Below are 12,975 nucleotides of genomic sequence, written 5' to 3'. Positions count from 1 at the left end.
AAGGTTTCGAGGATGAACTAGTCGGTTAGCCTGCGTATACTGGCCGCCTTAAGTTATTACGGTTGACTCGATTCAACTGATTTCACGGAGCGCCCCGCATGTCCGGCAATACCTTCGGCAAGCTGTTCACTGTCACCACCGCGGGCGAAAGCCATGGCCCGGCGTTGGTCGCCATTGTCGACGGCTGCCCGCCCGGCCTCGAGCTGTCTCTGGAAGACCTGCAGCGTGATCTCGACCGCCGCAAGCCCGGCACCAGCCGCCACACCACCCAGCGCCAGGAGCCCGACGAAGTCGAGATCCTCTCCGGCGTGTTCGAAGGCCGCACCACCGGCTGCGCCATCGGCCTCTTGATCCGCAACACGGATCAGAAGTCCAAGGATTATTCCGCGATCAAGGACCTGTTCCGGCCAGCCCACGCCGACTATACCTACCACCACAAATACGGCGAACGCGACTACCGTGGCGGCGGCCGCAGCTCGGCGCGTGAAACCGCCATGCGCGTGGCCGCCGGCGCCATCGCCAAGAAATACCTGGCCACCCAGGGCATCGTGATCCGTGGCTACATGAGCCAGCTGGGCCCGATTGAAATCCCGTTCAAGACCTGGGACAGCGTTGACGACAACGCTTTTTTCAGCCCGGACCCGGACAAAGTGCCGGAACTGGAAGCCTACATGGACCAGCTGCGCCGCGATCAGGACTCCGTTGGCGCCAAGATCACCGTGGTCGCTGAAGGGGTGAAGCCTGGCCTGGGCGAACCGATCTTCGACCGTCTCGACGCTGAGCTGGCCCATGCATTGATGAGCATCAACGCGGTCAAGGGCGTGGAAATCGGTGCGGGTTTCGCCTGCGTCTCCCAACGCGGCACCGAGCATCGCGATGAGCTGACCCCGCAAGGTTTCCTCAGCAATAATGCCGGCGGCATCCTCGGCGGTATTTCTTCCGGCCAGCCGATTGTGGCGCACCTGGCGCTCAAGGCCACGTCGAGCATCACCACTGCGGGCCGTTCGATCGATGTGCACGGCAATCCGGTGGACGTCATCACCAAGGGCCGCCACGACCCGTGTGTGGGCATCCGCGCCACGCCGATTGCCGAAGCGATGATGGCTATCGTGTTGATGGACCACCTGCTGCGCAACCGCGGGCAGAACGCCGATGTGCGCGTCAGTACCCCGGTGCTCGGCCAGCTGTGACGGGCTGGTTGTGACAGCCCTTCCTTATTGGCGCCTCTCCAGTTTCTACCTGTTCTATTTCGCCCTGCTGGGGGCGACGGCGCCATTCCTGGCGCTGTATTTCGATCACCTGGGGTTCTCCAGCGCGCGCATCGGCGAGCTGGTGGCCATTCCCATGTTGATGCGCTGCGTGGCGCCTAACCTGTGGGGCTGGCTGGGCGATTACACCGGCCGGCGCCTGGCCATCGTGCGGTTTGGCGCGGTGTGCACCCTGGTGAGTTTTTCGCTGATTTTCGTCAGCCAAACCTACGCCTGGCTGGCGCTGGTGATGGCCCTGCATGCGTTCTTCTGGCATGCGGTGCTGCCGCAGTTTGAAGTGATCACCCTGGCTCACCTGCAAAAACAAACCTCGCGCTATAGCCAGATCCGCCTGTGGGGCTCCATCGGTTTCATCCTTGCGGTGGTGATCATGGGCCGCCTGTTCGACCGGTTGAGCCTGGATATCTACCCGGTCGTGATCGTGGTGATCATGGCCGGCATCGTCGGCGCCAGCCTGTGGGTGCCGAACGCGCAGCCCGCCACCCACGGCAGTCGCGTCGCAGGCGACGGGTTCCTCAAGCAACTGCGCAGCCCTGGGGTATTGGCGTTTTACGCTTGCGTGGCGTTGATGCAAATGAGCCATGGCCCGTATTACACCTTCCTCACCCTGCATCTGGAACACCTGGGCTACAGCCGTGGCGTGATCGGCATGCTGTGGGCGCTGGGGGTGGTGGCCGAAGTGCTGATGTTCCTGGGCATGAGCCGTATCCTCACACGCTTTTCGGTACGCCGGGTGCTGCTGGCCAGCTTCCTGTTGGCGGCGTTGCGCTGGCTGCTGCTGGGGTCGTTTGCCGAGTTCTTCTGGGTGCTGTTGCTGGCGCAGGTGATGCATGCCGCGACTTTCGGCAGCTTCCATGCGGCGGCGATCGCCTTTGTGCAACGCAGTTTCGACGCTAAACAACAAGGCCAGGGCCAGGCGCTGTACGCCGCCCTGGCCGGCACCGGCGGCGCATTGGGCGCATTGTATTGCGGCTATAGCTGGAACCTGCTGGGGCCGACCTTCACCTTTAGTATTGCGAGCATCGCCGCCCTGGCCGCGGCCGTTATCATTGGCCTTCGATTGCACGAGCAGAACCAAGGAACCCTTCAATGAGTTATGTCGCCGTCTACCCCGTTGCTACACCGGATACCCCGAACAAGGTATTGACCCATTTCGACGACATCGCCGCCATCCTGGCCGAACACGGCGTACGGTTCGAGCGCTGGCAGCCCAGTCCGATCGAGAAGGGGGCCAGCGATGCGGCAATGATCTCGGCGTACCAGATGCAGATCGACCGCCTCGGCTACGCTCAGGTGCAAGTGCTCAGCATCACCAGCGACCACCCGCACAAAGCCGAGCTGCGCGAGCAGGCTCGCAAGGAGCGCCGCGGCGAGAAAGATGAGGTGCGTTTTTTCATCGCAGGCCTTGGTCTGTTTTGCCTGCACATCGGCGACTACGTGTATGCCGTGCGCTGTGAGAAAAACGACCTGCTGATGATTCCGGCGGGTATGGCGCATTGGTTTGACATGGGCGAGAACCCGCACTTCGTGGCCTTGCGGTTATTCCACGCGGGCGGTGAGCCGGAGTTGACCGGTGACTCAATTGCCAGTCGCTTCCCGGGTCTGGACGACTGAGCCCCCCAGCCATTGGAATGTTCAACCCCAGTGGGTTTGAAACTGCTGTGGGAAGACGCCTAAATATATGTAGGGCAGCGCTGTTTGTCACGAGCCCTGCGCACTGGCTCCATTCATTGTGTAACTCTCTGCGGCCTCAACGTTTATATATCGCCTGTCAACAGGAGGAATCCGAGGGGTGATTAAGGCATCAGCCAAATAAAAAGGAGAGAACGTGATGAATGGCCCAGAGGAGTTGTGTTCGCCGCCGTATTTCGTACCCACTGCCGTCAGGAGGCGGCTTGGCTTGTCCGGCAAGCCCCTGACCCCGGCGGAGTTGGAGATTCTGCGCTGGGCTTCGGAAGGCAAGACCGTCTGGGAGATCAGCCAGATCCGTGCCACGTCCGAGGCCACGGTTAAATTTCACCTGCGCAATATCTACGGCAAATTGCAAGTGACCAACCGCGTGCAGGCCATGAATGAAGCGGCCCGCCAAGGCCTATGGTAGGCCCATGAAAAAAAGGCCGGGACGCTCAACGGCGTCCCGGCCTTTTGTTCGGGGTGTGGCGTTAAGCCGAATGGTAGGTCGGCAGAGCAAAGCGGTTCTGGCTTTGCAACATCGAAATTTGCGGCAGTTCGCTGGCTTGTTCAGCCAAATCACGGCGAATGGCGCTGATCACCCACGTCAGTTGATCGGCGGTGTGCAATTGCTGGTAGGAAATCGACCGCTTGACCTGTTTGCCTTCACTGTTACGCAGGGTCAACAGGATGCCGCCGTCTGGACGTGGTTGGGTGGTGACGTCGTAGTTGGAGAATACTGAAGCGAATTTATCTTGGATCAGGCTCATGTCTATCAGCTCCGTTGGCTCAAGTGGGCAAGCATGGAGTGATAGGTGCAGTGATTGTGCCAGCTAGTGATTTTGTTAAATATCTTTATAAATCAGTCACTTATAAAAATCGTGATTTTTCGATTTCGTGCAATTTGCATGAATGGCCATCATGCACACTGCATTTTGCTCTACTCGCGGAGGCGGCTGGGGGCGCGCTTATTCATAAAGACCGCCGTGGCGTAGGTAAATTCCCTTTTGCAAGGGCATGGGCTGGGATACAAAACTTTTCAAATCGCGCGTGTACAGCCGAAGAATGGCTGGCGTATTTTCCTGCATGGCATTGGGCCTCTCGCCTACGAAGCTTGCGTGGAAAATGCCGTTGTTGCCGGATCATACGAAGAATAAGAAAAAGGACGTTCCCATGAGGCATCCGCAGAGCGACATGATCACCTGGGCCAAGCTGCTGCGTAAGGTGCCCGCCATTGTGCGTGCCTTACCTCGGGTGGTTCGCGGCATGCGTGCCGCCAACGTAACCGACCCCGCGCAGCCGTGCGGGTTGGGCTGGCACTTTGAGCAAGCCACCCTGAGCAACCCCGACGGCCAGGCATTGTTGTATGGCGACCGGGTCCTCAGCTATCGCGAAGCCAATCAATATGCCAACCGCATCGCCTACCACCTGCAGGCCCAGGGCATCGGCAAGGGCGACGTGGTGGCACTGTTTATCGAAAACCGTCCCGAATTACTCCTCAGCGTATTGGCCGTGGCCAAGCTCGGTGGCATCTGCGCCATGCTCAATACCGCGCAAACTCAAGCTGCGCTGGTGCACAGCCTGAACCTGGTGAGCCCGGTGGCGATTGTGGTGGGCACGGAACTCGTGGCTGCCTACGGGGCAGTGCGCGATCAGGTGCAGATCCCGGCGGCGCGAACCTGGTTCGTCGCCGATCAGCTATCCGGCGAAATGCCCGAGGGGTACATCGACCTGCTGGCGGCCAGCGCCGAGTGCCCGGTGGACAACCCCGCCAGCACCGCGCAGATCTTCTTCAACGACCCCTGCTTTTATATCTACACCTCCGGTACCACGGGCCTGCCCAAAGCGGGCATCATGAAACACGGCCGCTGGACCAAAACCGCCGTCAGCTTTGGCCGCATTGCGCTGGACATGGGCCGGGACGACGTTCTGTATTGCACCTTGCCGCTCTACCACGCCACCGGTCTGTGTGTGTGCTGGGGCTCGGCGATTGTCGGGGCTTCGGGGTTTGCCATCCGCCGCAAGTTCAGCGCGAGCCAGTTCTGGGACGATGCGCGCAAATTCAAGGCGACCACCCTTGGCTATGTCGGTGAGCTGTGCCGTTACCTGCTGGACCAGCCGCCCAGTGCAAGCGACCGCGATAACCGCGTGACCAAAATGGTCGGCAATGGTTTGCGCCCCGGCGTATGGGCGCAGTTCAAGGCGCGGTATGGCGTCGAACACATCTGTGAGTTGTACGCGGCCAGCGACGGCAATATCGGGTTTACCAACGTGCTGAATTTCGACAACACCATCGGCTTCTGCCTGCAGCATTGGGCCCTGGTGGACTACGTTCACGACAACGGCGAGCCGCTGCGTGGCAGCGATGGCTATATGCGCAAGGTGCCCACCGGCGGGCAAGGCCTGTTGCTGGCCAGGATTGACGAAAAATCACCCTTCGACGGTTACACCGACCCGCAAAAGAACGGCAAGGTGGTGCTCACCGACGTGTTTGAAAAGGGCGATCGCTACTTTAATACCGGTGATTTGTTGCGCAGCATCGGCTTTGGCCACGCGCAATTCGTCGATCGACTGGGGGACACCTACCGCTGGAAAGGCGAAAACGTCTCCACCACCGAAGTCGAGAACGTCCTGCTGCAACACCCACAGATCGCCGAAGTGGTGGCCTATGGCGTTGAGATCGACAACACCAACGGTCGCGCAGGCATGGTCGCCATCACGCCGAGCGAATCCCTGGCGGCATTGGACATGCGCGAATTGCTGCAATTTGCCCATGGCCAGTTGCCGGCCTATGCGGTGCCGTTGTTCCTGCGAATCAAGGTCAAGATGGAAACCACCGGTACGTTCAAGTACCAGAAGGTCAAGCTCAAGGAGGAGGCGTTTGATCCGGACAAGGCCGGCAATGACCCGGTGTACGCGTGGCTGCCGGGGTCCGACTGCTACGTACCGGTGACGGGTCAATTGCTGGCGCAGATTCAGGGCGGCCAGTTCCGTTATTGATTGTGCCTATGGCGGCTTTTGACAAAAAAGCCATGACAGGTGGGAACTCCATCGCGACACTGGGCGCCTCTATTGAATACCCGACGTCGCCACACCAGGAGCCCCGCATGTCCGACCAGCCAAAACAAATGACCGAAGACGAAGCCGCCGAATTTGCCGAGCAGGTCTTCGACGTGGCCCGCCGAGGCGATGCCGCGATGCTCGCCGCCTTGCTGGCCAAGGGCTTGCCGGCCAATTTTCGCAACCACAACGGCGATACCTTGTTGATGCTCGCGGCCTACCACGGCCACGCCGAGGCGGTAAAAGTACTGCTCGAATTCAAGGCGGACCCGCTGATCGCCAATGACAAGAACCAACTGCCGATTGCCGGCGCGGCGTTCAAGGGCCATTTGCCTGTGGTCCAGGCGCTCATCGAAGGCGGTACGCCGGTGGCAGCGGCTTCATCCGACGGGCGCACGGCCTTGATGATGGCGGCCATGTTCAACCGCGTCGAAATGCTCGACTACCTGCTCGACCAGGGCGCTGACCCCAAGGCCACCGATGCGCAGGGCGCGACCGCGCTGGCGGCGGCCCAAACCATGGGCGCGGTGGATACGGCGGCGCGGTTGCAGAAACTGGTGTAGGCTACGCGCCCTCCAAAACCCGCCCGTCACAGGATTGCCCCATGAAAACCGCCCTCGTCGAACTCATCAGCAAAATCAGCGCCGGGGTCATGGGCGAGGACGAAGTGGCGCGCATCGCCGAGGAAGCCGCCCAGGCCTACGCCGATCCCGCGGCATTCCTGGCGGCCAACCCGGACATCAACTACGACGACAGCTTTCCGATCCCGCTGGGAGAGTGGGTGGTGGTCGGTAGCCTGCCGGACACCGCGCTGTTCCAGGCCGATACCTATGCCGACCTGTTTGCACAAATCGTCGCGTCGTTTGGTCCGGGTGTGGCGTTCAACCTCAAGCCCAAGCAATTGGCCAAGACCGAGGACCTCACTGCACTGAACCGCATCCAGATCCAGATGAGTGCGCTTAGCCCCGAAGAGGGTGGCTATGTGCTGCTCAACTTCAGCCAACTGTTGGATGACGAGATCCAGGCCGTGCTGGTGTTCGGTAACGACCTGCCGCGTGTGCTGCAACTGTGTGCCGAAGTGGGTATCAAGGCCGAGCCGTCCCTGGAAGCGCTGAAGATCGCCGTGCACATCTGAAATAAAACGGAACCCCTGCCAGGGCTGACTATCCTACAAGTGCATGCCCTCACTTAGGAGCGACACCATGGGTTCCACTTTTAACGGCTTGATCGGGCTGATCATCCTGGCGCTGGATATCTGGGCGATCATCAACGTATTCAAAAGCGGCGCGAGCACCGGCGCCAAGGTGCTGTGGATCCTGCTGATCCTGCTGCTGCCGGTACTTGGCCTGATCATCTGGGCGATTGCCGGGCCGCGGGGTAACGTGCGGATCTGATCGCTTCACTCCTGCTGGAGTGGGCACAGTCAATATGGAAGGGGGCTTGCTGCCGATGACGGTTTATCAGTCACAGCTGTTCTGACTGATCCACCGCTATCGGGAGCAAGCCCCCTTCCACATTTGCTTTGGGCGTGCTCCATAGATTTATGTATCGAAATATTCGCTGCACATAATTTTCACACCCCGTCCAAGACAATTCCCCGGCTTTACCTGCCTGCTATTAAAGGTGGCGCAGCGGTGCTCGTTCACTAATTAATAGCCTTGCTGTGATTGATCGGGCACCATTCGCGCCACCGCGATATTTCGTCACATAAACTTCCAATGGGTCCTGAAACGACATGGCAAACCCGGACGCCCTGAGTCAGCAGCGAGCTTCTAATCGCCTGCTGCAACCGACCGTCAAATCCCATCTGGCGTACACGCTGCTCTGCGCACTGGTCATGATGGTGATGCTCTCCCTGCTGCGCCTGGCGCTGCTGGTATACAACCGCGAGATGATCCTCGACACGCCGGCCTCGACCTTCCTTGAAGCGTTCGCCAACGGCCTGCGCCTGGATATCCGCCTGGTGGTGTACCTGCTTATCCCGTTGCTGCTGGCATTGTTCAGCGTACGCGCCATGGCCGCGCGGGGGTTCTTCCGTTTCTGGCTGACTATTGCATCCAGCATCGCCCTGTTCCTGGGCTTGATGGAGATGGACTTCTACCGCGAGTTCCACCAGCGCCTCAACGGGCTGGTCTTCCAGTACGTAAAGGAAGACCCGAAAACCGTCATGAGCATGCTCTGGTACGGTTTCCCAGTGGTGCGCTACCTGCTGGCCTGGGCCGTGGGCACGCTGATCCTGAGCATGGCGTTCAAAGGCGCCGACCGCGCCACGCGCCCACGCGGGCCGTTCAGCGGCGGCAGCATCGGCACCCGCCAGGTGGCCCCGTGGTACTCGCGCATCGCGGTATTCGTGGTCTGCCTGCTGATCGCCGTGGTCGCCGCCCGTGGCACCCTGCGCCAAGGCCCGCCGCTGCGTTGGGGCGATGTGTACACCACCGATTCGAACTTCGCCAACCAGTTGGGCCTCAATGGCACCTTGTCGCTGATCGCGGCGGCCAAGGCGCGGTTCGGTGAAGACCGTTCCAACATCTGGAAGGCTACCCTGGACCAGCCGCTGGCCACCCAGACCGTGCGTGACATGCTGGTGCTGCCGCAAGAAAAGCTGGTAGACACCGATACCGCCGCCGTGCGCCGTGACTACATGCCACCGGCCGAGAAGACCCTGCCGATCAAGAACGTGGTCGTGATCCTGATGGAAAGCTTCGCCGGTCACTCGGTGGGCGCCTTGGGCCGGCCGGGCAACATCACGCCGTATTTCGACAAACTGTCCAAGGAGGGCCTGCTGTTCGACCGCTTCTTCTCCAACGGTACCCACACCCACCAGGGCATGTTCGCCACCATGGCCTGCTTCCCGAACCTGCCGGGCTTCGAATACCTGATGCAGACCCCGGAAGGCAGCCACAAGCTGTCGGGCCTGCCGCAGTTGCTCAGTGCCCGCAAGTTTGACGACGTGTATGTCTACAACGGCGATTTCGCCTGGGACAACCAGTCGGGTTTCTTCAGCAACCAGGGCATGACCAACTTCATTGGTCGCAACGACTTCGTCAACCCGGTGTTCTCCGACCCGACGTGGGGCGTGTCCGACCAGGACATGTTCAACCGCGGCCTGGAAGAGTTGAAGGCGCGTGAGGGCGGCAAGCCGTTCTACGCACTGCTGCAAACCCTGTCCAACCATACGCCGTACGCATTGCCGACGCCGTTGCCGGTCGAGAAAGTCACAGACCGTGGCAGCCTCAACGAGCATTTGACGGCCATGCGCTACTCCGATTGGGCCCTGGGCCAGTTCTTTGAAAAGGCCCGCAAAGAGCCGTACTTCAAGGAAACCCTGTTTGTGATCGTGGGCGACCACGGCTTCGGCAACGAACAGCAGATCACCGAGATGGACCTGGGCCGCTTCAACGTGCCGATGCTGATGATCGCACCCGGCATGCAGGAGAAGTTCGGCGAGCGCGACCACACCGTGGGCACCCAGATCGACATCGTGCCGACCATCATGGGCCGCCTCGGTGGCGACACGCTGCACCAGTGCTGGGGTCGCGACCTGCTGAACCTGCCGGAAGGCGACAAGGGCTTCGGCGTGATCAAGCCATCGGGCAGCGATCAGACGGTGGCGCTGGTCACCGCCGAGCGCATTCTGGTACTGCCCAAGGAGATGCCGCCGAAGTTGTGGGAATACGAATTGGGCGCCAACCCGAGCGGTAAAGTGATCCCCGACTCGCCGGACGAGGCGGCACTCAAGCAGAAACTTGAATCGTTCCTGCAAACGGCCACCAAGAGCCTGTTGAACAACACCGCCGGTGTGGTTGACGGCAAGCCGGACTAACTAACCGGCAATAAAAAAGAGGCCTGTGAAGGCCTCTTTTTTTATCCGGCGTTTATATCCGACCGAGCAACAACAGCACCAGCAGTACCACCAGCACAACCCCGAGGATGCCCGACGGGCCATAACCCCAGTTACGCGAGTGAGGGAACACTGGCAGGCCACCGACCAGCAGCAGGATCAAGATAATGATCAGAATCAGGCTCATGTTTTTTTTCCTTATTGGCTTTCTGCAAAGACCGGTTATTAACGATAGGCCCGGCACTTAATGACGGACGCCTTAATAACTCCGACTCTGTCACTTCAAAGAAAATTCCAAGTTTTTTTAAAGCATTTCGATCGCTCGCTTATTTCTTTTAACGCACGCGTCCGTACGCCTCGTTAGTCAAAAAAGATTGAACTTAGGCCTCGCGCGGGCATCCGACCCGGCCTTCGGTTTGCCTGGGGCATTCATCATTCTGATGGTGCGTGGGTACGGGAAAAACCTTCGCTACACTGCCGATCACTTCTTCTGTGAACCACAAGGCTACTTCCTATGCAAAATCGCATGATGATCACTGGCGCCGGGTCCGGCCTGGGTCGCGAAATCGCTCTGCGCTGGGCTCGCGAGGGTTGGCAATTGGCCTTGTCGGATGTCAGTGAGCCCGGCTTGCAGGAAACCCTGAAGCGGGTGCGTGAGGCCGGTGGCGACGGGTTTATCCAGCGCTGCGACGTACGTGACTACAGCCAGCTCACCGCGTTTGCCCAGGCCTGCGAGGTCAAGCTCGGGGGTATCGATGTGATCGTCAACAATGCCGGCGTGGCCTCGGGGGGCTTTTTCGCCGAGTTGTCCCTGGAAGATTGGGATTGGCAGATCGCAATCAACCTGATGGGCGTGGTCAAGGGCTGCAAGGCATTCCTGCCGCTGCTGGAAAAGAGCAAGGGCCGTATCATCAACATCGCCTCCATGGCGGCGCTGATGCAAGGGCCGGCCATGAGCAACTACAACGTGGCCAAGGCTGGCGTCGTGGCGTTGTCGGAGAGTTTGCTGGTGGAGCTCAAGCAGCAGGAGGTCGGCGTGCATGTGGTGTGCCCGTCGTTCTTCCAGACCAACCTGCTGGACTCGTTCCGTGGGCCGACCCCCGCCATGAAAGCCCAAGTGGGCAAACTGCTGGAAAGTTCGCCGATCTCGGCGGCGGATATTGCCGATTACATTTATCAGCGCGTGGCACAGGGCGAATTCATGATCCTGCCCCACGAGCAGGGCCGGATGGCGTGGGCGTTGAAGCAGAAGAACCCGCAGTTGCTGTACGACGAAATGACCACCATGGCCGACAAAATGCGCGCCAAGGCGCAGGCAGTTAAGGGCTGATTCGGCAGCGGTCTGTCAGGCAAATTACCTGCATCCGTAGGTGTTGCCTGATTTCGCCGCGAGCCATTGAAGCCTCCATCCTCAGCGCGCATGGTCGGGGTCCTGTCACTCCAAAAGGTCCACCGCCATGCTGGTTTTAAGCCGCGCCGTAGGCGAAATCATCTCCATCGGTGATGACATCACCGTGCATATCCTCGAACTGAAGGGCAACCAAGTGAAACTCGGCATCCAAGCGCCGCCTGGCGTGCACGTACATCGTGCCGAGGTCTACCGCAAGATCCTAGAACGCCAGACGCCGTCTGCCCAACCCGTCATCCAACTCTAGAACGCCCTCAGTCGAACAGATGCTTGGGCACGTCATGCTTGAGCATCAATTGGCATTGTTCGCTTTCGGGGTCGAACACGATCAGCGCCTGGCCTTTGGTCAGCGCCTGGCGCACACGCAGTACACGGGTTTCCAAGGGCGTGTCGTCGCCGTTGTCGGTGCCGTCGCGGGTGACGAAGTCCTCGATCAGGCGGGTCAGGGTGTCGACTTCAAGTGCGTCGTAGGGAATCAGCATACAAGCCTCAGGTGTCAGGTCCCGGCGATGCTACTGCGCCGGGGCCTTGCTGACCAGCGTCAGGACTTGTGGCCGACCAGGCTGTCCACCGGCGGCACACGCGTGTCGCTCTCCATCTGCGTCTCATGTTCCAACTGGTGACTGAAGCGGTCCAGTGAGCCCTGGGCCGGCTGCGCGTCGCTGGCAAACACCGGCGGGCTGAGGATATACGCGCCCAACAGGCGGCTCAGCGCGGCCAGGCTGTCGATATGGGTGCGCTCGTAACCGTGGGTCGCGTCGCAACCGAACGCCAGCAGCGCGGTGCGAATGTCGTGGCCGGCGGTCACGGCGGAATGCGCATCGCTGAAGTAATAGCGGAACAGGTCGCGGCGCACCGGTAGGTCATTGTCCGCGGCCAGGCGCAGTAAATGACGCGACAGGTGATAGTCGTAGGGCCCGCCGGAATCCTGCATCGCCACGCTCACCGCATGCTCACTGGAGTGCTGGCCGGGCGCGACCGGGGCGATATCGATGCCGACGAACTCACTCACATCCCACGGCAGCGCGGCTGCGGCACCGCTGCCGGTTTCCTCGGTAATGGTGAACAGCGGGTGACAGTCGATCAGCAGGGGTTCGCCACTGTCGACAATCGCCTTGAGCGCAGCGAGCAGGGCAGCGACGCCGGCTTTGTCGTCCAGGTGGCGTGCGCTGATATGCCCACTCTCGGTGAACTCGGGCAAGGGGTCGAAGGCCACGTAGTCGCCGACGCTGATGCCCAGCGAGTCGCAATCGGCGCGGGTGGCGCAGTAGGCGTCCAGGCGCAGTTCCACATGGTCCCAACTCACCGGCATTTCATCCACGGCGGTGTTGAACGCATGCCCGGAGGCCATCAGCGGCAGTACGCTGCCACGGATCACGCCGTTGTCGGTGAACAGGCTGACGCGGCTGCCTTCGGCAAAGCGGCTCGACCAGCAGCCTACGGGGGCAAGTGTCAGGCGGCCGTTGTCCTTGATTGCGCGCACGGCGGCACCGATGGTGTCCAGGTGCGCGGAGACGGCGCGGTCCGGGCTGTTTTTCTGGCCCTTGAGCGTCGCGCGGATGGTGCCGCGCCGGGTCATTTCAAACGGGATGCCGAGTTCTTCCAAACGCTCGGCGACGTAGCGCACGATGGTATCGGTGAACCCGGTAGGGCTGGGAATGGCGAGCATTTCCAGCAGGACTTTTTGCAGGTAGTTGAGATCAGGTTCGGGAATGGTTCGAGTCATA

General features: G+C 60.5%; 15 protein-coding genes. 11 read left to right on the top strand and 4 right to left on the bottom strand.

Going from position 1 to position 12,975, the window contains the following annotated elements:
- Window positions 1-98: 98 nt before the first annotated feature.
- The 4 genes from aroC (at window position 99) to KSS96_RS20020 (ending at window position 3,369) form a co-directional block, all read left to right on the top strand.
- Entirely contained in the window at window positions 99-1,190 is a 1,092-nt protein-coding gene (gene aroC, locus KSS96_RS20035) for a chorismate synthase (RefSeq protein WP_017527705.1), read from the top strand.
- Window positions 1,153-2,361, top strand: coding sequence for an MFS transporter (locus tag KSS96_RS20030; protein WP_135196163.1), 1,209 nt, complete (start codon window positions 1,153-1,155; stop codon window positions 2,359-2,361). The genes aroC and KSS96_RS20030 overlap by 38 nt, the downstream gene beginning before the upstream one ends.
- Window positions 2,358-2,882 carry an acireductone dioxygenase gene (locus tag KSS96_RS20025; RefSeq protein ID WP_017527707.1) on the top strand — a complete coding sequence of 175 codons (525 nt, stop codon included), beginning with the start codon at window positions 2,358-2,360 and terminating at the stop codon, window positions 2,880-2,882. Before KSS96_RS20030 ends, KSS96_RS20025 begins: the two co-directional genes overlap by 4 nt.
- A 217-nt stretch (window positions 2,883-3,099) precedes the next feature.
- Window positions 3,100-3,369 carry a response regulator transcription factor gene (locus KSS96_RS20020; protein ID WP_026067249.1) on the top strand — a complete coding sequence of 90 codons (270 nt, stop codon included), beginning with the start codon at window positions 3,100-3,102 and terminating at the stop codon, window positions 3,367-3,369.
- Window positions 3,370-3,430: 61 nt separating this feature from the next.
- On the opposite strand, the gene KSS96_RS20015 is transcribed toward KSS96_RS20020, so the two are convergent.
- Window positions 3,431-3,709 carry a DUF3509 domain-containing protein gene (locus KSS96_RS20015; RefSeq protein WP_003172952.1) on the bottom strand — a complete coding sequence of 93 codons (279 nt, stop codon included), beginning with the start codon at window positions 3,707-3,709 and terminating at the stop codon, window positions 3,431-3,433.
- Window positions 3,710-4,112: 403 nt separating this feature from the next.
- Between KSS96_RS20015 and KSS96_RS20010 the strand changes: the two genes are divergently transcribed.
- From KSS96_RS20010 to KSS96_RS19990, 5 genes are all read left to right on the top strand, one after another.
- Entirely contained in the window at window positions 4,113-5,939 is a 1,827-nt protein-coding gene (locus KSS96_RS20010) for a long-chain-acyl-CoA synthetase (protein ID WP_017527709.1), read from the top strand.
- A gap of 107 nt (window positions 5,940-6,046) precedes the next feature.
- Complete coding sequence (locus tag KSS96_RS20005) at window positions 6,047-6,562, top strand: ankyrin repeat domain-containing protein (protein ID WP_017527710.1); 516 nt, start codon at window positions 6,047-6,049, stop codon at window positions 6,560-6,562.
- A gap of 41 nt (window positions 6,563-6,603) precedes the next feature.
- Window positions 6,604-7,134: a hypothetical protein gene (locus KSS96_RS20000; protein ID WP_017527711.1), complete on the top strand. Its 531-nt coding sequence runs from the start codon at window positions 6,604-6,606 to the stop codon at window positions 7,132-7,134.
- A gap of 67 nt (window positions 7,135-7,201) precedes the next feature.
- Window positions 7,202-7,393, top strand: coding sequence for a PLDc N-terminal domain-containing protein (locus KSS96_RS19995; protein WP_003172956.1), 192 nt, complete (start codon window positions 7,202-7,204; stop codon window positions 7,391-7,393).
- A gap of 341 nt (window positions 7,394-7,734) precedes the next feature.
- A complete protein-coding gene (locus KSS96_RS19990; protein ID WP_017527712.1) occupies window positions 7,735-9,822 on the top strand; it encodes an LTA synthase family protein in 2,088 nt (695 codons plus the stop codon).
- Window positions 9,823-9,874: 52 nt separating this feature from the next.
- On the opposite strand, the gene KSS96_RS19985 is transcribed toward KSS96_RS19990, so the two are convergent.
- Entirely contained in the window at window positions 9,875-10,027 is a 153-nt protein-coding gene (locus tag KSS96_RS19985; protein WP_015885095.1) for a DUF3309 family protein, read from the bottom strand.
- A gap of 327 nt (window positions 10,028-10,354) precedes the next feature.
- Between KSS96_RS19985 and KSS96_RS19980 the strand changes: the two genes are divergently transcribed.
- A complete protein-coding gene (locus KSS96_RS19980; protein WP_017527713.1) occupies window positions 10,355-11,170 on the top strand; it encodes an SDR family oxidoreductase in 816 nt (271 codons plus the stop codon).
- A gap of 127 nt (window positions 11,171-11,297) precedes the next feature.
- A complete protein-coding gene (gene csrA / locus KSS96_RS19975) occupies window positions 11,298-11,495 on the top strand; it encodes a carbon storage regulator CsrA (RefSeq protein WP_017527714.1) in 198 nt (65 codons plus the stop codon).
- Window positions 11,496-11,502: 7 nt separating this feature from the next.
- Here the strand turns inward: csrA and KSS96_RS19970 are convergent, their stop codons facing one another.
- Window positions 11,503-11,730: a YheU family protein gene (locus KSS96_RS19970; protein ID WP_003192759.1), complete on the bottom strand. Its 228-nt coding sequence runs from the start codon at window positions 11,728-11,730 to the stop codon at window positions 11,503-11,505.
- Between the two features lie 59 nt (window positions 11,731-11,789).
- Entirely contained in the window at window positions 11,790-12,974 is a 1,185-nt protein-coding gene (locus KSS96_RS19965) for an osmoprotectant NAGGN system M42 family peptidase (RefSeq protein WP_017527715.1), read from the bottom strand.
- Between the last annotated feature and the right edge of the window lies 1 nt (window position 12,975).

The organism is Pseudomonas asgharzadehiana (assembly GCF_019139815.1).
GTDB lineage: Bacteria > Pseudomonadota > Gammaproteobacteria > Pseudomonadales > Pseudomonadaceae > Aquipseudomonas > Aquipseudomonas asgharzadehiana.
Note: the sequence above shows the minus strand (reverse complement) of the source record. Positions and strands in the feature narration are given on the sequence as shown.

What these genes read in the sequence shown, in the direction of transcription:
- aroC (WP_017527705.1), top strand. Translation starts at nt 99, where the DNA reads ATGTCCGGCAATACCTTCGGCAAGCTGTTCACTGTCACCACCGCGGGC.
- KSS96_RS20030 (WP_135196163.1), top strand. Translation starts at nt 1,153, where the DNA reads ATGTGCGCGTCAGTACCCCGGTGCTCGGCCAGCTGTGACGGGCTGGTT.
- KSS96_RS20025 (WP_017527707.1), top strand. Translation starts at nt 2,358, where the DNA reads ATGAGTTATGTCGCCGTCTACCCCGTTGCTACACCGGATACCCCGAAC.
- KSS96_RS20020 (WP_026067249.1), top strand. Translation starts at nt 3,100, where the DNA reads ATGAATGGCCCAGAGGAGTTGTGTTCGCCGCCGTATTTCGTACCCACT.
- KSS96_RS20015 (WP_003172952.1), bottom strand. Translation starts at nt 3,709, where the DNA reads ATGAGCCTGATCCAAGATAAATTCGCTTCAGTATTCTCCAACTACGAC.
- KSS96_RS20010 (WP_017527709.1), top strand. Translation starts at nt 4,113, where the DNA reads ATGAGGCATCCGCAGAGCGACATGATCACCTGGGCCAAGCTGCTGCGT.
- KSS96_RS20005 (WP_017527710.1), top strand. Translation starts at nt 6,047, where the DNA reads ATGTCCGACCAGCCAAAACAAATGACCGAAGACGAAGCCGCCGAATTT.
- KSS96_RS20000 (WP_017527711.1), top strand. Translation starts at nt 6,604, where the DNA reads ATGAAAACCGCCCTCGTCGAACTCATCAGCAAAATCAGCGCCGGGGTC.
- KSS96_RS19995 (WP_003172956.1), top strand. Translation starts at nt 7,202, where the DNA reads ATGGGTTCCACTTTTAACGGCTTGATCGGGCTGATCATCCTGGCGCTG.
- KSS96_RS19990 (WP_017527712.1), top strand. Translation starts at nt 7,735, where the DNA reads ATGGCAAACCCGGACGCCCTGAGTCAGCAGCGAGCTTCTAATCGCCTG.
- KSS96_RS19985 (WP_015885095.1), bottom strand. Translation starts at nt 10,027, where the DNA reads ATGAGCCTGATTCTGATCATTATCTTGATCCTGCTGCTGGTCGGTGGC.
- KSS96_RS19980 (WP_017527713.1), top strand. Translation starts at nt 10,355, where the DNA reads ATGCAAAATCGCATGATGATCACTGGCGCCGGGTCCGGCCTGGGTCGC.
- csrA (WP_017527714.1), top strand. Translation starts at nt 11,298, where the DNA reads ATGCTGGTTTTAAGCCGCGCCGTAGGCGAAATCATCTCCATCGGTGAT.
- KSS96_RS19970 (WP_003192759.1), bottom strand. Translation starts at nt 11,730, where the DNA reads ATGCTGATTCCCTACGACGCACTTGAAGTCGACACCCTGACCCGCCTG.
- KSS96_RS19965 (WP_017527715.1), bottom strand. Translation starts at nt 12,974, where the DNA reads ATGACTCGAACCATTCCCGAACCTGATCTCAACTACCTGCAAAAAGTC.